The 19,454-nt window shown below is 35.1% G+C and carries 19 protein-coding genes; 17 read left to right on the top strand and 2 right to left on the bottom strand.

Annotated elements, in window-relative coordinates:
• Positions 1-204 precede the first annotated feature (204 nt).
• From queA to LAB100_RS11605, 4 genes are all read left to right on the top strand, one after another.
• Entirely contained in the window at positions 205-1,242 is a 1,038-nt protein-coding gene (gene queA, locus LAB100_RS11025; protein ID WP_119327449.1) for a tRNA preQ1(34) S-adenosylmethionine ribosyltransferase-isomerase QueA, read from the top strand.
• 9 nt (positions 1,243-1,251) lie between these two features.
• A complete protein-coding gene (gene tgt, locus LAB100_RS11020; RefSeq protein WP_119327450.1) occupies positions 1,252-2,394 on the top strand; it encodes a tRNA guanosine(34) transglycosylase Tgt in 1,143 nt (380 codons plus the stop codon).
• A gap of 96 nt (positions 2,395-2,490) precedes the next feature.
• Positions 2,491-2,958, top strand: coding sequence for a preprotein translocase subunit YajC (gene yajC, locus LAB100_RS11015; RefSeq protein WP_119327483.1), 468 nt, complete (start codon positions 2,491-2,493; stop codon positions 2,956-2,958).
• Positions 2,959-3,054: 96 nt separating this feature from the next.
• On the top strand, positions 3,055-3,207 hold the full coding sequence (locus LAB100_RS11605; protein WP_162894271.1) for a hypothetical protein: 153 nt from the start codon (positions 3,055-3,057) through the stop codon (positions 3,205-3,207).
• Positions 3,208-3,309: 102 nt separating this feature from the next.
• Here the strand turns inward: LAB100_RS11605 and LAB100_RS11010 are convergent, their stop codons facing one another.
• Positions 3,310-3,810 (bottom strand): TetR/AcrR family transcriptional regulator, encoded by a 501-nt coding sequence (locus tag LAB100_RS11010; protein ID WP_119327451.1) that lies wholly within the window; start codon positions 3,808-3,810, stop codon positions 3,310-3,312.
• A 157-nt stretch (positions 3,811-3,967) separates the two neighbouring features.
• Between LAB100_RS11010 and LAB100_RS11005 the strand changes: the two genes are divergently transcribed.
• The 12 genes from LAB100_RS11005 to trxA all read left to right on the top strand — a co-directional run bounded on the left by LAB100_RS11005 (position 3,968) and on the right by trxA (position 17,893).
• A complete protein-coding gene (locus LAB100_RS11005) occupies positions 3,968-4,876 on the top strand; it encodes an SDR family oxidoreductase (protein ID WP_119327452.1) in 909 nt (302 codons plus the stop codon).
• Between the two features lie 744 nt (positions 4,877-5,620).
• Positions 5,621-7,057, top strand: a complete 1,437-nt coding sequence (zwf, locus tag LAB100_RS11000) for a glucose-6-phosphate dehydrogenase (RefSeq protein ID WP_119327453.1) — start codon at positions 5,621-5,623, stop codon at positions 7,055-7,057.
• Positions 7,058-7,072: 15 nt separating this feature from the next.
• Entirely contained in the window at positions 7,073-8,203 is a 1,131-nt protein-coding gene (dinB, locus tag LAB100_RS10995) for a DNA polymerase IV (RefSeq protein ID WP_119327454.1), read from the top strand.
• Entirely contained in the window at positions 8,196-9,152 is a 957-nt protein-coding gene (locus LAB100_RS10990; protein WP_119327455.1) for a DHH family phosphoesterase, read from the top strand. The genes dinB and LAB100_RS10990 overlap by 8 nt, the downstream gene beginning before the upstream one ends.
• On the top strand, positions 9,153-10,493 hold the full coding sequence (locus LAB100_RS10985; RefSeq protein ID WP_119327456.1) for a DEAD/DEAH box helicase: 1,341 nt from the start codon (positions 9,153-9,155) through the stop codon (positions 10,491-10,493).
• Between the two features lie 252 nt (positions 10,494-10,745).
• Positions 10,746-13,382 carry an alanine--tRNA ligase gene (gene alaS, locus LAB100_RS10980; protein ID WP_119327457.1) on the top strand — a complete coding sequence of 879 codons (2,637 nt, stop codon included), beginning with the start codon at positions 10,746-10,748 and terminating at the stop codon, positions 13,380-13,382.
• A gap of 63 nt (positions 13,383-13,445) precedes the next feature.
• Positions 13,446-13,703: an IreB family regulatory phosphoprotein gene (locus LAB100_RS10975; protein WP_010018752.1), complete on the top strand. Its 258-nt coding sequence runs from the start codon at positions 13,446-13,448 to the stop codon at positions 13,701-13,703.
• A complete protein-coding gene (ruvX, locus tag LAB100_RS10970) occupies positions 13,704-14,138 on the top strand; it encodes a Holliday junction resolvase RuvX (protein ID WP_119327458.1) in 435 nt (144 codons plus the stop codon).
• Between the two features lie 10 nt (positions 14,139-14,148).
• Positions 14,149-14,448, top strand: coding sequence for a DUF1292 domain-containing protein (locus tag LAB100_RS10965; RefSeq protein ID WP_119327459.1), 300 nt, complete (start codon positions 14,149-14,151; stop codon positions 14,446-14,448).
• Positions 14,449-14,561: 113 nt separating this feature from the next.
• Positions 14,562-15,104: a CvpA family protein gene (locus tag LAB100_RS10960; protein WP_119327460.1), complete on the top strand. Its 543-nt coding sequence runs from the start codon at positions 14,562-14,564 to the stop codon at positions 15,102-15,104.
• 53 nt (positions 15,105-15,157) lie between these two features.
• A complete protein-coding gene (locus LAB100_RS10955; protein WP_119327461.1) occupies positions 15,158-17,512 on the top strand; it encodes an endonuclease MutS2 in 2,355 nt (784 codons plus the stop codon).
• A gap of 69 nt (positions 17,513-17,581) precedes the next feature.
• Positions 17,582-17,893 carry a thioredoxin gene (trxA, locus tag LAB100_RS10950; protein WP_119327462.1) on the top strand — a complete coding sequence of 104 codons (312 nt, stop codon included), beginning with the start codon at positions 17,582-17,584 and terminating at the stop codon, positions 17,891-17,893.
• Positions 17,894-18,039: 146 nt separating this feature from the next.
• Here trxA and LAB100_RS10945 read toward each other — a convergent pair whose 3' ends face one another.
• Positions 18,040-18,519: a DUF2507 domain-containing protein gene (locus LAB100_RS10945; RefSeq protein WP_246001340.1), complete on the bottom strand. Its 480-nt coding sequence runs from the start codon at positions 18,517-18,519 to the stop codon at positions 18,040-18,042.
• Positions 18,520-18,652: 133 nt separating this feature from the next.
• Here LAB100_RS10945 and murI point away from each other — a divergent pair, with 133 nt between their 5' ends.
• On the top strand, positions 18,653-19,453 hold the full coding sequence (murI, locus tag LAB100_RS10940) for a glutamate racemase (RefSeq protein ID WP_119327463.1): 801 nt from the start codon (positions 18,653-18,655) through the stop codon (positions 19,451-19,453).
• Position 19,454 lies beyond the last annotated feature (1 nt).

Here is a 19,454-nt window from a genome sequence, read left to right as displayed (position 1 = left end):
AAACAAAATCCCAGTCCGGAGCAACAAAAAAATGGGCTCAGTAGTGAAGTTTATCTTAGTGGCGAAGCAACTTAGATAAAGGCCGAGATTTGAAACGATTCGTAGAATCGGTTCAAATTCGTGCCCACTACGTTCCAGCTCAATTTTCTTTGTTACGGAGGACGACATCCTTAACGAAAATTCAAATAAAAGGAGAATTTAAATATGTCACTATCAACAGAAGATTTTGATTATAATTTACCAGAAGAATTAATTGCTCAAACTCCAATCAAAAATCGTGATCAATCAAGATTATTGGTTCTAGATCACGAAACAGGTGAATACCAAGATAAACATTTTTATGATATTTTGGATTACTTAAATCCCGGGGATGCTTTAGTAATGAATAATTCTCGAGTATTGCCAGCACGTTTGTATGGGACTAAAGAAGACACCGATGGTCACGAAGAAGTCTTATTGCTAAATAATATTGAAGGCGACAAGTGGGAAGTTTTGATGAAACCAGCTCGTCGTGCCAAGGTTGGTACTAAGGTCCAATTTGGTGAAGATGGTCAATTAGAGGCTGAAGTGCTAGAAGACCTTGAACATGGTGGTAAGATCATTGAATTTCATTATCAAGGTATCTTTATGGAGATCTTGGAACAATTAGGTGAAATGCCTTTGCCTCCATATATTAAAGAAAAACTTGATGATCCAGATCGTTATCAAACAGTTTATGCTAAAGAAAACGGTTCTGCTGCTGCTCCTACGGCTGGTTTACATTGGACAAAAGAACTTCTTCAAAAGGTTGAAGAAAAGGGTGTCAAGTTAGTATATGTAACTTTACACGTTGGCTTAGGAACTTTTAGACCAGTAACAGAAACTGATGTTGATAAACATGTAATGCATTCTGAATTTTATCGTTTGGATGAAGATTCTGCCAAAACTTTGAATGATGTTAAAAAGAATGGTGGCAAGATTGTCGCTACAGGAACTACTTCAATTAGAACTTTGGAAACAATTGGAACTAAATTTAATGGAGAAATCAAAGCTGATTCTGGTTGGACGGATATCTTCATTAAACCCGGTTATGAATGGAAAGTTGTTGATGAATTCATCACTAACTTCCATTTACCAAAATCAACGCTTGTAATGCTCGTTGCAGCATTTACAGGTCGTGAAAATATCTTGAACGCTTATCACCATGCTGTTGAGGAGAAATATCGTTTCTTCAGTTTTGGTGATGCGATGTTCATTAAGTAGAGGAAATTTATGGAACCAGCTGTTAAATACACATTAATAAAAAAAGAAAAACATACTGGTGCTCGTCTAGGCTTACTAGAAACTCCCCATGGAACATTTGAAACACCAATTTTCATGCCCGTTGGTACTGAAGCATCAGTAAAGAATATGTCACCAGAAGATCTTGAGAAGATCGGTGCCACGATTGTTTTAGCAAATACTTATCACCTTTGGTTAAGACCTGGTGAAGATATTGTTAAAGAAGCCGGTGGCTTGCATAAATTCATGAACTGGGACAAGGGAATTTTAACGGATTCTGGTGGTTTCCAAGTGTTCTCACTAGCTAATACTCGTGATATTACTGAAGCCGGAGTTCATTTTAGAAACCATTTGAATGGTCGTCGTGAATTCTTGTCACCTGAAAAAGCCATTAAGATCGAAAATTACTTGGGACCAGATATTATGATGAGTTTGGATGAATGTCCACCTTTCTTTGAAAGTTATGACTACATCAAAAAGTCAGTTGCTAGAACAAGTCGTTGGGCCGAACGTGGATTGAATGCTCATCGTAATCCTGATTGGCAAGCATTATTTGGAATTGTTCAAGGTGCAGGATTTGAAGAACTACGTAAGCAAAGTGCTCGTGATTTAGTAAGTATGGATTTCCCTGGTTATTCAATCGGTGGTCTATCTGTTGGTGAATCAAAGAGTGAAATGAATCGTGTTCTTGATTTTACTACACCAATGTTACCTGAAAACAAGCCTCGTTACTTGATGGGAGTGGGTACAGCCGATTCATTGATTGACGGAGTTATTCGTGGTATTGATATGTTTGATTGTGTCTTACCAACTAGAATTGCTAGAAATGGTACATGTATGACAAGTCATGGTCGTTTAGTCGTTAAAAACGCTAAATATGCTCGTGATTTTGGACCACTAGATGATAATTGTGACTGTTATGTTTGTCGTAATTATTCACGTGCTTACATTCGTCATTTGATCAATGCTAATGAATTGTTTGGAACACACCTAACTAGTTACCATAACCTTTACTTCTTGTTGAATTTGATGAAGGGTGTTCGTCAAGCAATCAAAGATGATAACTTATTAGAATTTAGAGAACATGTTTTTGAAGATTATGGTTTTAATCAAGAAAATGCTAAGAATTTTTAGAAGATTTTGATAAGAAAAATCTTCTAGTATGGAAAGACATCAATTTTTTTGTTACTCTATACTTATGCAAATTATTAAGAGGTGGAAAATTTGAATATGCTTACATTAGGCGCCGGTGCTGCTGGTGGCTCATCAATGTTTTTGATTCTTATTGTTGTTATGTTCGTTGGTATGTACTTTTTATCAATTCGTCCACAAAAGAAACAACAACAAAAGCGTCAAGAAATGCTCCAAGGTATGAACAAGGGTGACAAGGTTGTTACACTTGGTGGTATCAAAGGTGTGATTGCATCTATCGATCGTGAAAATAAAGAAGTCGTTGTTGATTGTGATGGAATTTATTTAACATTTGACTTGAACTTCATTCGTCGTGCAACTCCTGCTGATAAAGTTACAACAGATGCTGTTAAGGATAACAAGCCTGCAGCTAAGGCAGAAGAAACAAAAGATGTTAAGGAAGAAGCACCTACAGAAACAGCTGATAAGGCTGAAGACGTTAAAGCTGAAGAATCAAAATCAACTGACGATGCTGAAAAAGACGATACAAAAGAAGAAACAAAATAATTTAATTTAAAAAAGATTGAAACTATTAGTTTCAATCTTTTTTATTTTCTTGATTCGCATGGTATAACTAATTGTAATTCTTAATGAGGTGACTAAATGACAGATAAAACATCTAAGTCAGAAAAAATTGACGTTTCAACTTTGAGTGAAAAATCTCAAGCTAAGTTAGAAGAAATAAGAAAAAGACAAGGCCTAAAAACAATTGAAGAAGCAGCCGAATATTTGACCGGATTCTTCAAACAGAAATAGGTATTGAATCTGGATAAAATAAAAAGGGAACAGTAGCTATTAAGACTTTCAAGGCAAGTAAAGCCTGAATTTCTTAGTAAATACTGTTCTTTTTTTGGTAGTTCATTTTTTTCCGGTTTTAAAAACTTGATCTAAATAACGATAATCAACGAAAGGATTATACGATTGATGGGTTTTTTCAATCCACAAATTGATAGCCTTAATTCGACCTATAAAGAAGAAACGGTCTAACTCGGTTTTATCTGATTGATCAGCCATCACGGTATCAATAATAAACTGAAAAAACCCCGTTCGAAAATCAGCATCATTATTTTGAAGTGACAACAGTGGCAATAATTCCTGATTATTAATTGTTGCTACGGTAGTAAAAGGATGATCAAAAAAGTCTTCCATTTTAAAATTTGAATCAGTTCGTTGACTATTCAAATACTGATTTAGTAAATCGTATTTATCGTTGAAGTGAGTGTAAAAAGTAGAACGATGAATCATCGCTTTATCTGCTATTTCATTAATAGTGATTTTACTGAAAGATTCTTTAGTCAATAAATCTCTGAAACCTAAATAAATTAATTTTTTAGTTCTTTCATTTTGTAAATTAGTCAAAAGTGTCTTCCTTTTCTACAATTATTCGATGATGTCTATTGCTACAACGTCATATGATAATTATACATAGTTTAATATTTCTACGATGTTATTATAAACGTGTTCTAAAGATAAACCAATGAAGTTTTAAATTAATAATAAAAAGGAAGTATTTTAAATGCGTGTATTTATGACAGGAGCCACAGGCTATATCGGGACATTAGTTGCTCAAGATTTAATCAATAATGAAGTTGAAGTTTTAGGATTAACTCGATCACAAAGAAGTGCCGATAAGTTAACTCAAATGGGTGGTGTTCCCGTGATGGGAACTTTAGAGGATCTAGATGTTTTGAAGACTTCGGCTCAAAAAGCTGATGCGGTTTTACATTTAGGATTTGTTAATGATTTCGAACATTTTGCTCAAGCAGGTCGAATTGATACTGAAGCAATTAAAAGTTTTGGAGAAGTTTTGAGAGGTACTGATAAACCCTTGATTGTAACAGCTGGAACTGCGGGACTTAATCCTAATCATGTTTTAACAGAAGAAGACACTGGTTTTGCAGGCGTAGAAAAAGTAATCCCACGTCGTTCAGAATTTTTAGCTCGAGAATTAGTAGAACAAGGTGTTAATGCTTATGTAGTTCGATTAGCACCGTCAGTTCACGGTGATGGCCGTTATGGAATTGTTTCAATGATTGTTGCCCAAGCACAAAAAACAGGTAAAGTTTCTTATTTTGGCGATGGGCAAAATCGTTGGAATGCAGTCAACTACTGTGATGCAGCCAACTTATTCGTTAAGACCTTAAAATATGCTTTAGGAGATAATCATTCGTTACATGTATTTAATGCCGTGGGTGAAGGACAAATTAAGACAATTGACATTGCAAAAGCTATCGGACAAAAGTTGGGTTTACCAGTGGAATCACGACCTGAAATTGATTTTGCCAGTTTATCTAATGAAGATGCATTCAATGTAAACAATCTTTTCGGTTTGGATATTCCAGCTGACAGTAAAATGACTCAAAAAGAACTTGCTTGGAAACCTAGTAATTTGAGTTTGATAGCTGACTTGGAAAAGAATCTATAAGTAGGAATAAGTTCTATATGATTATGAAGATTCTGAATTTTTCCTTAATTTTAACTCCTTAGGATTATTTCTCATCCATATCACTTGCGTTAAAGTGCACTCTAGGGTTTAGTATTTATACCGTTAGAAAGATAGTTTATGAGGTGATGGTTCTTACTAAAGTGTAATTCCCGCCTTCCACAAAAATTAGAATTTAGCTGGAACGCTGTGGGCACGACTTGGAGCCCATGGCCTACGTCCACGGTCTTCAAGCTCGACCATTCACTAAGTGGTAAACCACTAAGTGAATTTCACGGCTGAGCTAATTCTAATTTTTGTTCCAGGCTAAGATATCTGTTAATTTTTTGTTTTATTAAAACTAATTTATAAGTTTAGAGTTTTTTACAGATATAAATCATAGCAAATTTAAAATAAAAAAATATTAATTTATAGTCTAGTCTGTAACGGAGATAGGATGGTCTCAGCCATGAAATTATTCTTAGTCGGCGACTTGTGCCGGCTTAGAATAAGGCTCGATTTGGAAACAATTTGAACTTTAATTGGTTTCAAACGATGCCCATGGCGTTCCAGACCATTCCTAGCGTAGTGGAAGACGGCAAGCTTATACTTTAGCCAAAGTTAAGTAAAAGCCCCGAGCTAGGCATGTCAAGTAAACTATTGAAAAAATAATAAGTCAATAATGCAGATGTTTAATAAGTCATGATGTAAAATATAAGTACATGATGCTATCAAAGGAGTTTAAAAATGGTTACAGAAAAATCAGCAATTTTTATTATTTTTGGGGGTTCTGGGGATCTTGCTCATAGAAAGCTTTATCCTTCTTTATTCCGTTTGTATAAATCTGGATTTTTAAAGGATCACTTTGCCGTTATCGGTACAGCTCGTCGTCCTTGGAGTGATGACTATTTCCGTGAAACTGTTATCACTTCTTTGAAGGACTACTTTGATGATGATGAAGAGATTATGCAAGGCTTTGCTAAGCATTTCTTCTATCAATCACACGATGTTAATGATTCAGAACATTATATTGCTTTGAAGAATTTGGCAGCAAAACTTGATGATCAATTTGAGGCTGGTCATAATCGAGTTTATTACATGGCAATTGCACCAAGATTCTTTGGAACAGTTGCTGAACACATTAATTCAGAAGGTTTGAAGACAGATGGTTATAATCGTTTAGTTATCGAAAAGCCATTTGGACGTGATTTAGATTCAGCTTGTGAGTTGAATGGAAATATTTCTAAAGCTTTCCCAGAAAATGATATTTATCGTATTGATCATTATCTTGGTAAGAAGATGGTTCAAGATATTCCTAATATCCGTGCTACTAATGCTAAATTTGAGGAAGCATTAAATAACAAGTATGTTTCTAATATCCAAGTAACTTTGGCTGAAGCAATCGGTGTTGAAGACCGTGGTGGATATTATGAAACGGCTGGTGTTTTACGTGATATGGTCCAAAATCATATTATGCAAATCATTGGTGCCATTGCGAGTGATGCTCCAGAAGCCAAGGAAGCTGATGTCATTCATAAGAACAAATGCGACCTCTTTGGTAGTTTAAAAGAAATGACTCCTGAACAAGTTGATAAAGACTTTGTCCGCGGACAATATGATACTGACAAGTTAGGTAACGAAAAAGCCTATCGTCAAGAAGATAAGGTTGCAGAAGATTCTAATATTGAAACTTATACAGCTGGTAAGCTTGAATTTGATTCAAAGCGTTGGAGTGGTGTACCATTTTATGTTCGTTCAGGTAAGAGAATGCCAGGTAAGGCTTCACGAATTGATATTGTTTTCAATAGTAATGTAACTGAATTAGGTATTAAGGCTAATACAGTTGTTACACTATTAATTGAAAGAACCGATAATCACAGTATTTTGATCAATGGAATTGACTATAAAGAATCAGGTCAAGATTTCATTAAGTTCCCTGAAGAGGGCGACTTTGATAATGCTCGTGAGGCTTATGAAAGTTTGATTATTGATATTCTTTCTGGTGATAGAGTTCACTTTACACTTTGGGACGAATTGAGAAGTACTTGGAAATATATCGATACTGTTGAAGAACGTTGGGCTGATCAACAACCAGATTTTCCAAATTATATTAGTGGAACAATGGGTCCTGATGCTGCAGAAATGTTACTTGAACGTGATGGTAATTCTTGGATCTGGGACTAAAGGTGGTGCTGTTTCATCTTTTTAAAAATACCCATTAAAATTGAAGAAAATAGAAAAATCATCCATGTTGACATGGATGCTTTTTTCGCTTCAGTGGAAGAAAGAGAGCATCCAGAGTATAAAAAGAAATGTTTGATCGTGGCACAAGATCCACGAAAACATAATCATCATGGAGTGGTGACAACTGCCAATTATAATGCTCGTAAATATGGTGCTCACTCGGCTATGCCAGCTCAACAGGCGGTTGATTTAATTCCTAAAGAAAAGTTAGTTATCTCACCACCGAATTTTGAATTGTATCGCACTGTATCTAATCAGATTCATGATATTTTTGGTGATGTGACGGATAATTACCAAACGGTTGCTTTGGATGAAGCTTACCTAGATGTTACTCATAATAAAATGAACGAGCCCAATACTATTAAATTGGCCAATTACATTCAGCAAAGAATTGTTAAGGAAACCAGATTAACTTGTTCAGTGGGAATTTCCTATAATAAGTTTTTAGCAAAGATGGCTTCTGATTATCGAAAACCATTTGGTCGAACGATTATTTTGGGTAAATACGCTAAAGAATTTTTGAAGCCAATTCCAATTGAAAAATTCAATGGTATTGGAAAAGCCATGCAGGAAAAATTGCATGAAATGGATATTTATACGGGTGAAGATTTACAAAATTTAGATCAGGATGCCTTTTTGAAAAGATTTGGTAAGATGGGTTACGTAATTTATAAACGAGTTCATGGAATTGATGATTCGCCAGTAGAAGGGCATCGTCTACGTAAATCAATTGGTCGTGAACGAACCTATAATCGAAATTTAGTAACTGATGAACAAATCAATCAAGAATTAATTTTCTTGTCAGAAAAAGTCAGTCAGGATTTAAAGAAACAACGACAACACGGCAAAACAGTTGTTCTGAAATTGCGAAACTCTGAGTTTGAAACGATTACTAAACGTATGAGTTTTCAAGATTATGTGCAGACAAAAGGAGAAATTTATCGTGTTGCTAAGGATATTTATGATAAATTAAAGGTAACTGATCAAAAGATTCGTTTGCTGGGAATTACGATTACGAATCTAGATCCATTATCATATGAAGAAGTTTCTTTGAATTTGTCTTACAAGGGGGACAATTATGAATAGCTTTGCTGAAATAATTGCAACAATTAAAAAATATGATAGAATTATCATTCTACGTCATCAAAATCCAGATCCTGATGCATTGGGGTCACAAGCTGGTTTAGCAACAACAATTCGCCAAGCATTTCCAAATAAAAAAGTTTTGATTGGTGGTAATGATACTGAAGGTCTCAAATGGCTTTCAACAGCACAAGAAGTAACCGATGAAGATTATAAGGATGCACTAGTAATCGTTACTGACACTGCTAATCAACCAAGAATTGACGATCAACGTTTTGATGATGGAGCTTTCTTAATCAAGATCGATCATCATCCTAATGATGATGCTTATGGAGATCAACTTTTTGTTAATACTGATGCTAGTTCTAGTTCAGAAATCATTGCTGATTTGATTGAAAGTTGTGATGAACTACAATTGACTAAAGAAGTAGCTTACTACCTTTATGCTGGTATTGTTGGAGATACAGGAAGATTCTTATATCCTTCAACAACTCAACATACAATGGAAGTTGGCGGTAAGTTTATTGCTTTAGGAGTTGATACCGCTGCTATTAACAATAAGATGAATGAGATCACTTTAAAACAAGCTAAGTTGCAAGGTGTAATGTTCGATTTACTTCAAATTGATGAATCAGGTGCGGCTTTAGGCGTAATTGATTTGGATTTGATGAAGAAGTTGGGCATTAACCAAGAACAAGCTAATTCTGTGGTTTCAACACCAGGACGTTTGAAAGAAGTATGTTCTTGGATGGAGGCTGTTCAAAAAGACGATGGTACTTTCAGAATGCATTTGCGTTCTCAAGGACCAATTATTAATGAATTAGCTAAGAAGCACGATGGTGGTGGACATCCATTAGCCAGTGGTGCTACTGCTCAAGATCTTGATGAAGTAAAACAAATGTTTGAAGAATTGAAAGATATTGTTACTGAATATAACCAGAAGGGTGAATAGATGACTAAATTTTCACAATATAATTTTAATGACTCTATTAATAAGTCATTGAAAGAAATAAATTTTGACGAACCAACGCCAGTACAAGAGGCAGTAATTTCTTTGGTCAATAAGAAAAAAGATATTATTGTTCAATCTGAAACAGGTTCGGGTAAAACACATGCATTCTTGTTGCCATCAATGAATGCTTTAACTAAGGATCAAGAAGTTCAACTCTTGATTGCTACACCAAGTAGAGAGTTAGCTTATCAGATCTATGAAGATACTCAAGCAATTTTGAAGAATTATCCTGAAGAGTATAATGCCTTCATCTTTGTTGGTGGTGCTGATCGCGAAAGACAAAAGAGAAAGCTAGAAGCTCACCAGCCACAAATTGCTATCGGAACACCAGGACGCTTGTGGGATTTGATTCGTGAAAATGATCTTCACGTTGAAAATGTCCAAAGATATGTTATTGATGAAGCTGATATGACTTTAGATATGGGCTTCTTGAACGAAGTTGACCATATTACTGAGAAATTACCTGAAGATCGTGAAATGATGGTCTTTTCAGCTACTATTCCTCAAAAGTTAGAACCATTTTTAAAGAAGTATATGCATGGACCACAACGTGTTGAAATCAAGAATAATAACATTATTCCTAGAAACGTTGACAATTGGTTGATGTTCACACATGGTCGTGACAAAAAGGAAATTATTTATCAATTGATGACTCTTGGAGAGCCATATTTGGTTCTAGTATTTGCTAATACTAAGAAAACAGTTGATGAAATTTATCATTACTTACGTAATAAAGGTTTGAAGGTTGCTCGTATTCATGGTGGCTTAACCCCAAGAGAACGTAAGCGAACAATGAAACAGATCGAAAATATGGAATATCAATATGTCATAGCAACTGATTTAGCTGCTCGTGGAATTGATATTAGTGGAGTTTCACATGTTATCAATGCTGAGATCCCTACAGACCTTGATTTCTTGATTCACCGTATTGGTAGAACTGGTCGTAATAAGATGTCTGGTACTGCCATTACTTTCTATGAACCCGGTGAAGAGAATAAGGTTGCCGAAATCGAACATATAGGGATTAAGTTTACTCCTAAAGATATTAAGCATGGTGAAATTGTTGATGCTCAAGAACGTGATCGTCGTGATACTAGAAAAGCTACACAAGAAAAGCTTGATACTAAGTTAGTTGGTTATGTTAAGAAACAAAAGACTAAGAAAAAACCAGGCTATAAGAAGAAGATCAAGAAGGCAATCAACGAAGAACATCGTCAACAAAGAAAGATCAAGATCAGACAAGATCGTAGAAAAGAAAGAGAAGCAAGACGTAATAGCTAGTTTCGCAACTATATAAATATTGACAATTTTTAAGTTGATGGTTAATATTTTCCTTGGATATATCTTATAGTGAATGTTTTTCAGAGAAGGCTAGTCGGTGAAAAAGCCTAAATATTTGTTATAAAGATGCTGCCAATTTAAATCGTAGATAATAATTGTTGAGAGGCTAACGAAAATCGTTGCAAACAAGGTGGTACCGCGCAGTGGCGTCCTTGGAGTTGCAGCGATTTTTCGCTTTTTTGGGGAGATAAAATGAAGAATTTATCAAGTGCTGAAATAAGAAAGATGTTTTTAGACTTTTTCCAATCAAAAGGTCACATGATTGAACCTAGTGCATCATTGATACCACAAGATGATCCAACACTTTTATGGATCAACTCTGGTGTTGCTACTTTAAAGAAATACTTTGATGGAACTGTTGTACCAAAGAATCCTAGAATTACTAATGCTCAAAAGTGTATCAGAACTAATGATATTGAAAATGTTGGTAAGACTGCACGTCACCAAACATTCTTCGAAATGATGGGTAATTTCTCAGTTGGTGATTACTTTAAGAAAGAAGTTATTCCTTGGGCTTTTGAATTTCTAACAAGTCCTGATTGGATCGGGATGGACGTTAATAACATGTATGTCACAACTTATCCTAAAGATACTGAAACTCAAAAGCTTTGGGCTGAAGTTGGTATTCCTCAAGATCATATTTTAAAGAATGAAGATAACTTCTGGGATATTGGTGAAGGTCCTTGTGGTCCCGATTCAGAAATTTTCTATGATCGTGGTCAAGAATTCAACAATCTTTCAGAAGATGATCCTGAAAACTATCCTGGTGGCGAAAATGAACGTTACCTTGAAGTTTGGAATATTGTTTTCTCAGAATTGAATCATTTGCCAAATGGTCAATATGTTGAACAACCACATAAAAACATTGATACGGGTATGGGACTAGAACGTTTGGTTTCAATTATTCAAGGTACTAAAACTAACTTTGAAACTGATTTATTCATGCCATTGATTGAAGATGTTGGTGAATTAAGTGGCAAGAAGTATGGCGTAAATGATGAAGATGATATTTCCTTCAAAATTATTGCTGATCATGCTAGAACTGTTTCATTTGCTATTGGTGATGGAGCACTTCCTTCAAATGAGGGTCGTGGTTATGTTATTAGACGTTTGATCAGACGTGCTGTTTTGAATGGTAAGAAGCTAGGTATTAATGGACCATTCTTATATAGATTGACACCAATTGTTGGTAGAATTATGGAAAGTTATTATCCAGAAGTTAGCCAACAACAAGAATTCATTTCAAAGACAATTCAACAAGAAGAAAAACGTTTCTCAGAAACACTTGATGCTGGATTGGCTCTACTTAACGGTGTAATTGCTGATCTTCGTAAGAAGAATGAAACTGTTATTGACGGAGCTAATGCTTTCAAGCTTTATGATACTTATGGTTTCCCAATGGAATTAACTCGTGAATATGCTAATGACGAAGGTTTAAGTGTTGATGAAGCCGGATTCAAGCAAAACATGGAAGAACAAAAACAACGTGCTCGTGATGCTCGTGGAAACTTGCAATCAATGGGTATGCAAGATGAAACCTTGATGGAAATCAAGACACCTAGTGAGTTTGTCGGTTATGATCATAACGAAACTCAAAGTACTTTGAAGAATATTATTATGGACGATAAGGAAGTTAAGTCAGTTACTGAAGGCCAAGCTCAACTTATCTTTGATACAACTCCTTTCTATGCCGAAATGGGTGGACAAGTTGCTGATGCTGGTAATATTTATGATCTTAAAGGTAATCAAGTTGCTGAAGTCGTTGATGTTCAACATGCACCTAATGGTCAAAATATTCATTTGGTAAATATCATGTCAGAACTTGATGTTGATACAGAATATCAATTGAAGATCGATGGTGATTTCCGTGAAAAGGTTCGTCACAATCACACAGCAACTCACTTGTTAGATCAAGCTTTACGTGATGTAGTTAGTGCTAGAACTCATCAAGCCGGTTCATTAGTTGAACCAGATTACTTGCGTTTTGATTTCAATAGCAACGCTGCTTTGACATCAGAACAAATTTCAGAACTTGAAAAGATTGTTAATGAAAAAATCTGGGCTGCTATTCCAGTTAAAACAGAAGTTTTGCCAATTGAAGAAGCCAAAAAGAAGAAGGGTGCTATTGCCATGTTTAGTGAAAAATATGGTGATACAGTTCGAGTCGTTGAAGTTGGAGATTATTCAGTTGAATTCTGTGGTGGTACACATGCTCGTAATACTTCTGAATTGGGATTATTCAAGATCACTTCAGAATCAGCTATTGGTTCAGGTACAAGAAGAATCGAAGCCGTAACAGGTGAAGAGGCTTTTGAATATCTAAATGAACAACTACAAACATTGCAAGAAACTGCTAAAAATATTAAAGTTAACCAATTGAAGGATGTGCCTAGTCGCGCAACTCAATTAGTTGATGAAATCAAAGCCCTCAAACGTGACAACCAGAACTTGAAGACACAACTCACAAGTCAAAAATCTGCTGAAGTTTTCGATAATGTAGAAGAAATCAATGGCTACAAGATTATTGCTAATATTATTCCAGCCGACATGGCTGCGCTTAGACAATTAGCTGATAACTGGAAGAATGACAATAAGTCAGATATTTTGATTCTTGGTGCTAGTGGAGACGATAAGGCCAGTCTTGTCGTTGCTGTTAACAAAGATGCTCAAGCTAAAGGTGTTAAAGCTGGAGATTTAATTAAGAAAATATCTAAGGAAATTCAAGGTGGCGGCGGTGGCCGTCCCGATATGGCGCAAGCTGGTGGTAAGAATCCTGCTGGTTTAACAAATGCGTTACAATTAGCTAAAGATATTATTAAATCTTATTAAAGTGGGCTATAATTGAAATGAAGCTTTTCGGTCACTTAAATTTTAGTTATACGGAGGTTTGCCATGAGTTCACTTGATAAAACTATGAGTTTTGACTTTAATGAAAACAAAGGCAAAGATGTTAAAGAAACACTGCAAAGTGTTTACCAATCACTAGAAGAAAAGGGTTATAATCCAATTAACCAAATTGTTGGTTACCTACTGTCTGGTGATCCAGCTTACATTCCAAGACATAATGATGCCCGTAATTTGATTTTGAAACATGAAAGAGACGAGATAATCGAAGAATTAGTTAAAAGTTATCTCAATCAAGGTAAATAAATGAGATTATTAGGTTTAGACGTTGGCTCGAGAACTGTTGGAGTTGCCTGTAGCGATTTATTAGGCTGGACAGCTCAAGGAGTAGAGATTATTCGTATTAACGAGGATAAGGAAGATTTTGGCTTAGATCGTTTAGGCGAAATCATCAAAGAAAAACAACCCACAGGAATTGTATTGGGATTGCCTAAGAATATGAATAATACTGAAGGACCAAGAGTAGAAAAATCTCGTGAGTATGGCAAAATGGTCGAAGATAGGTTTCATTTGCCAATTGACTTTATTGATGAACGTTTAACTACGGTTCAAGCTGAAAGAATGTTAATAAATGAGGCGGATGTGTCTCGTAAAAAACGTAAGAAAGTAATTGATAAGATTGCCGCCGAGATGATTCTTCAGAATTATCTTGATGCTAAAGGTAAACTTACACGAAATTAAGGTGATAAATATGAGTGAAAAACAACCACCAAAAGATTTAGACGAAGTTATTTTAAGTGATGACCAAGGTAATGAAGAAGTTTATAAAATTCTTTTTACTTTTGATTCAGATGACTATGGTAAATCATATGTATTCTTATATCCAAAAGCATCAGAAGATTCAGATGAAATAGAAATTCAAGCATTCTCATTTACACCAGATGCAAATGGCGATGTCGATGCTGGAGACTTAGATCCGATTGATGATCCTGAAGAATGGGATATGGTTCAAGAGGTTTTGAATACCTTCACAAGTGACGAAGATGAATAAGCTATAATAAAACAAATTGACGATTGGCGGAAGCCAATCGTTTGGTTGTTTATAGTCTTATCAATAATGATTTATAAATTCGCTTTTTAGCATGATTGAAGTAAGGGGAAATAATGCTTAGTCTGTTACTTATTTTACTTTTGATTTATGGTTTTTATATTGGTGCTCGACGTGGTTTAGCCATGGAAGCATTTTATGCTGTTGGATATGTTTTGTTTTTCTGTTTGGCCTTAGTGTCCTTTCGAGGATTAGGACCTAAATTTGAAATGATTGTGCCTTATCCTTCGGCAAGTTTGGGTAGTGAATTTGCCTTTTTCTCAACAAAAGTTGGTATGGAACTAGATAATGCATTTTACCGTGCCTTTGCTTTTATATTTATTTGTTTCATTGGTTGGATAATTGTTCGTTTCACAGGTCTTTATTTTAAGAGACTGACATATTTTCCAATGTACAATGATGTAAATGTTCTTAGTGGAGGAATTATTGGTTTTATTGTGACTTACGTTACCATTTTTATGGTATTGCTATTGTTAGCAATGATTCCAGTAACCGGTATTCAACATGCTTTGGAACATTCATTTGTAGCTTCAGCGATGATTAAGAATACGCCTGTTTTGACGGCTATGCTTAGTCGTTTATGGATTGGAGCTATATAAACTTTAAGGCTGAGACTTTGTGTTTCAGTCTTATTTTGTAATAGGAGAGATGTATGAATAATAAAGCTTTGAAAGTATTGGAATTTGACAAGATCAAAGCTGAAATTGCCAAATATCTAATCACAACGCGCGGGAAAACTCTCTTAAAGAAATTAATGCCAATGTCGGTAGAATCAATTGTCCAAAGATTGATCGATCAAACAAAAGATGGTGCCGATATAATTCGTATTAAGGGTGAAATCCCGGTTAGAAAATTAGCTGATTTACATGATCAAGCTAATCGTTTAAAAAAAGATGGAAATTTGAATGGAACAGAACTAGCCGCAATCGGTCAAGTTTTGCAAAATACTACTGAATTAAAAGAATTCTTTGAAGGATTGAAAGATGATCAATTAGATTTACGTCAACTTTATGATCTAAATGATCGTCTGATTGATAATCCAGAATTGACTAAACGGATTGGACGTTCTTTAGATGATACTGGTCGTGTTTTAGATACTGCCTCTGAAGATTTGAAGTATATTCGTGGACGTATCAGTCGTTTAAATGACCAAGTCAGAGAATCAATGAGTCAATTTACACGTGGTAAAAATACTAAGTATTTGACTGAAGCTATTGTTACTCTTCGTGATGATAGATTTGTTATTCCTGTTAAAACGGAATATAAGGCAAAGTTTGGTGGAGTTGTTCATGATCAGAGTGCCAGTGGACAGACTCTTTATATTGAACCTCAAGCAGTTGTAGGGATGAACAATCAATTACATGAGGCTAAGATATCTGAAAAATCTGAAGAGATTAGAATTCTTAATCGTTTGTCAGATATGGTCCGACCAGAAATTGACGAGATCGTAAAAAATAATGAGGTTTTAGCACAATTTGATTTAATTAACGCTAAAGCTAAATATGCTAAAGAAATAAAGGCGACTGAACCGATTATTTCTAAAGATCATCTAGTGGACCTACAAGACGCTAAACACCCGCTAATCGACCCTGATAAGGTTGTAGCTAATGATATTAAGATAGGTGATGGCTATAAAACTATGCTGATCACTGGTCCTAATACTGGTGGTAAAACTATCACTATGAAGACCTTAGGTTTAATTCAATTGATGGCTCAAGCAGGATTGTTTATTCCGGCTCGTGAAGAGAGTGAGATTTCTGTTTTTGATGAAGTCTTTGTTGATATTGGTGATGAACAATCAATTGAACAAAACTTGAGTACTTTCTCATCTCATATGGATAATATTATTAATATTATTCATAAAGTATCTGAACATAGTTTGGTTTTGATTGATGAACTTGGTGCCGGAACTGATCCTCAAGAAGGTGCAGCAATTGCGATTGCAATTTTGGAACGTCTGGCCAAAGCTAATTGTTTTATTATGGCAACAACTCACTATCCAGAATTGAAGATTTTTGCTTATAATACGCCAGAAACAATCAATGCTAGTATGGAGTTTGATGACAAATCTTTGAAGCCAACTTATCGTTTGTTGATTGGTATTCCTGGAGCAAGTAATGCCTTTAATATTGCTGCTCGTTTGGGAATGGATAAGAGTGTTGTCGATCGCGGGCAAGCTTTGATGGATGGTGAAAGTCAGGATCTTAATAATATGATTGCTGACCTTGAGAATCGTCGTAAAGAGTTTGAGCAAAAGAATGAACAATTGAAGGTTCAACTTGCTAAAAACAAAGATGTTGAAAAAGATTATGAACAAAAGAGCGATGCCTTAGACAAGTCCAAGAACTCGGAGATTCAGGCTGCTAAAGTTCGTGCTAATCAAATAGTTTCTAAAGCTAAAAAGGAATCTGATAAGATCATCGATCAATTGCATAAAATGCAACGTGAAGGTGTGGCTATTAAAGAAGATCAGATTATTTCAACTAAAACTAATTTGAAGAACTTGCATCAAGAAGAAGCTATTAAAAAGAACCGAGTTTTACGTCGTAATAAGCGTAGACAAGCTCTAAAAGTCGGCGATGAAGTTAAAGCCTTAACTTATGACCAAATTGGAACTATTGTCCGTAAGGATAAGAATAACCAATATGAAGTACAGTTGGGTATTTTAAAGATGAAGTTCGATGCGGACGAATTGGAAAAGGTCCAAAGTTCACAGCCAGAACCTGAGAAGAAACCAACAATGATTCGTCGAACTAAGAGTACCGGACTTTCTAGTAAATTAGATCTTCGTGGTAAACGTTATGAAGAGGCTATGTCTGATTTAGATCAATATATTGATTCGGCTTTGTTAGCTGGTTATAATCAGGTTACGATCGTTCATGGATTTGGTACGGGAGTTATTCGTAAAGGTGTTACCAAATACCTTCAGAGAAATCCACGTGTGAAATCGTTCGGATATGCACCTGCTAGTTCAGGTGGATCTGGTGCTACGATTGTTGATTTATAATGAGAGCAAATGCTTTTTAAAGATTGAGTATTAATGATAAGATTTAGTTTGTTAAAAGGAGTGAATACAATGGTTGATGAAGTAACAGATAAAGATTTTGCTGAAGAAACAAAAGATGGTGTCGTATTAGTCGACTTCTGGGCAACTTGGTGTGGTCCATGTCGTATGCAATCACCTGTAATAGAAGAATTATCAGAAGATGACGATTCTGTTAAATTCTTGAAGATGGATGTAGATGCTAATCCTAATACACCTAAAGATTTTGGAATCATGGCTATTCCAACATTGCTTGTTAAGAAAGATGACAAAGTAGTTGAAACTTTGACTGGTTTCCACAGCAAGGCACAATTGGCTAAGATTCTCGATGGATATTCAGACTAATCAAGGAAATAAAAATGGACCATTAATCTTATTAGATTAATGGTCCATTTTTGCGTTATAGAGAATTAATATAGTTGATTTCTAAAATGTTTTTTGAATCATAATGGGCTGAGAACTCCCACTTTAATCTTTTTTTGGTGTATACTTTAGTTTCGATCAATTTGTATTTTAATTGAAACGCTTTTGGCTTTACTGTTGACAGTATATGTTCCTAAACAATATGCTGCAATTGTCTTTTCAACAGTTTCAGCTATTATTCCAGTCTCTAATGAAAATTCTGGATCATCATTATTAGTATCAAAACGTTGAATAACCTCAGGACCGGTTAATTTGTAAGTGTAGCTACTAGGCGATTGTTTAACGATTTCTAATTTGCCGAAACCAGCTTTACTGAATAGTTCAGGTAAACTTTCCATATCAAGAATCAATTGGCGGCTAAGATTTTTACCAGCCCAGTATAGTAGTTCGACGGTATCCTTATCGAGAAGATCAGGAAGGATAAAATCACGGAGTACCGAAACTGCAAAGTAATTTTCAGTTAACGTATCTACATTTTCACCATCTTCACCTTTTTGTAGAGCATCTGTTAACGTTGGTTTCTTAAGATCTTTTGATTTTGCGGCCATTGCTTTAACTCCTTTTTTCAGACAATTCATTATATCATTAGAATAATTGCTTTTTAAGTCAATGTAAAAGATAGAACATAATTATTTTCATAAAATACAAATAATTTGCTTAAATGAAGGCAGGGGTAACATTATGAGTGATCAAAGACCAATTGGAGTATTAGATTCTGGATTGGGCGGTCTAACCGTCGTTAAAGAAGTGATCCGTCAATTGCCTAATGAGAATGTAATTTTCATTGGTGATGAGGCACGTATGCCTTATGGGGTAAAAACTCATGAACAAATCATATCTTATACAAGAGAAATGGTACAGTATTTAATTAGTCAAAATGTAAAATTAATTATTTATGGATGTAATACGGCAACAGCTAATGCCCTTTTACAATTGCGTAAAGAGTTTACCGTACCAATGCTTGGTGTTATTCAGCCGGGTTCAACTCAGGCTTCTAAGATTACTAAAACTGATCATGTTGGGATTATTGGAACCGAATCAACCATTAACTCTAAAAGCTATGACAAAACAATTGCGGCAATAGATCCTAAAATCAAAGTTTTAGGAATAGCAGCTCAAAAATTTGTTGCACTAGTGGAGGGGGATAAAGCTGATAGTGATGAAGCAAAAAAGAATATTGAAACAACCCTTCGTCCATTTAAGGATAGTAATTATGATACCTTAATTTTGGGATGTACGCATTTCCCAATGCTAAAAAAACAAATTAATAATTATTTACCAGAAACTAAATTAGTAGATCCGGCTGTAAGTACCGTTGAAACGGCTAAAGAATATTTATTTAAGAATGATTTATTAACTGATAGTCAAACAAGAACGTTAAAACTACACGCGACTGCTGGAATTGATGAGTTTGCGAAATTAGCAAAACGTTGGTTGAAGACAGATATTGATGAAATAAGTTTAGTGAATATTGGAGGATAAA

It is taken from the genome of Companilactobacillus musae (genome assembly GCF_003967595.1).
Lineage (GTDB): Bacteria > Bacillota > Bacilli > Lactobacillales > Lactobacillaceae > Companilactobacillus > Companilactobacillus musae.
Note: the sequence above shows the minus strand (reverse complement) of the source record. Positions and strands in the feature narration are given on the sequence as shown.

What these genes read in the sequence shown, in the direction of transcription:
- queA (WP_119327449.1), top strand. Translation starts at nt 205, where the DNA reads ATGTCACTATCAACAGAAGATTTTGATTATAATTTACCAGAAGAATTA.
- tgt (WP_119327450.1), top strand. Translation starts at nt 1,252, where the DNA reads ATGGAACCAGCTGTTAAATACACATTAATAAAAAAAGAAAAACATACT.
- yajC (WP_119327483.1), top strand. Translation starts at nt 2,491, where the DNA reads ATGCTTACATTAGGCGCCGGTGCTGCTGGTGGCTCATCAATGTTTTTG.
- LAB100_RS11605 (WP_162894271.1), top strand. Translation starts at nt 3,055, where the DNA reads ATGACAGATAAAACATCTAAGTCAGAAAAAATTGACGTTTCAACTTTG.
- LAB100_RS11005 (WP_119327452.1), top strand. Translation starts at nt 3,968, where the DNA reads ATGCGTGTATTTATGACAGGAGCCACAGGCTATATCGGGACATTAGTT.
- zwf (WP_119327453.1), top strand. Translation starts at nt 5,621, where the DNA reads ATGGTTACAGAAAAATCAGCAATTTTTATTATTTTTGGGGGTTCTGGG.
- LAB100_RS10990 (WP_119327455.1), top strand. Translation starts at nt 8,196, where the DNA reads ATGAATAGCTTTGCTGAAATAATTGCAACAATTAAAAAATATGATAGA.
- LAB100_RS10985 (WP_119327456.1), top strand. Translation starts at nt 9,153, where the DNA reads ATGACTAAATTTTCACAATATAATTTTAATGACTCTATTAATAAGTCA.
- alaS (WP_119327457.1), top strand. Translation starts at nt 10,746, where the DNA reads ATGAAGAATTTATCAAGTGCTGAAATAAGAAAGATGTTTTTAGACTTT.
- LAB100_RS10975 (WP_010018752.1), top strand. Translation starts at nt 13,446, where the DNA reads ATGAGTTCACTTGATAAAACTATGAGTTTTGACTTTAATGAAAACAAA.
- ruvX (WP_119327458.1), top strand. Translation starts at nt 13,704, where the DNA reads ATGAGATTATTAGGTTTAGACGTTGGCTCGAGAACTGTTGGAGTTGCC.
- LAB100_RS10965 (WP_119327459.1), top strand. Translation starts at nt 14,149, where the DNA reads ATGAGTGAAAAACAACCACCAAAAGATTTAGACGAAGTTATTTTAAGT.
- LAB100_RS10960 (WP_119327460.1), top strand. Translation starts at nt 14,562, where the DNA reads ATGCTTAGTCTGTTACTTATTTTACTTTTGATTTATGGTTTTTATATT.
- LAB100_RS10955 (WP_119327461.1), top strand. Translation starts at nt 15,158, where the DNA reads ATGAATAATAAAGCTTTGAAAGTATTGGAATTTGACAAGATCAAAGCT.
- trxA (WP_119327462.1), top strand. Translation starts at nt 17,582, where the DNA reads ATGGTTGATGAAGTAACAGATAAAGATTTTGCTGAAGAAACAAAAGAT.
- LAB100_RS10945 (WP_246001340.1), bottom strand. Translation starts at nt 18,519, where the DNA reads ATGGCCGCAAAATCAAAAGATCTTAAGAAACCAACGTTAACAGATGCT.
- murI (WP_119327463.1), top strand. Translation starts at nt 18,653, where the DNA reads ATGAGTGATCAAAGACCAATTGGAGTATTAGATTCTGGATTGGGCGGT.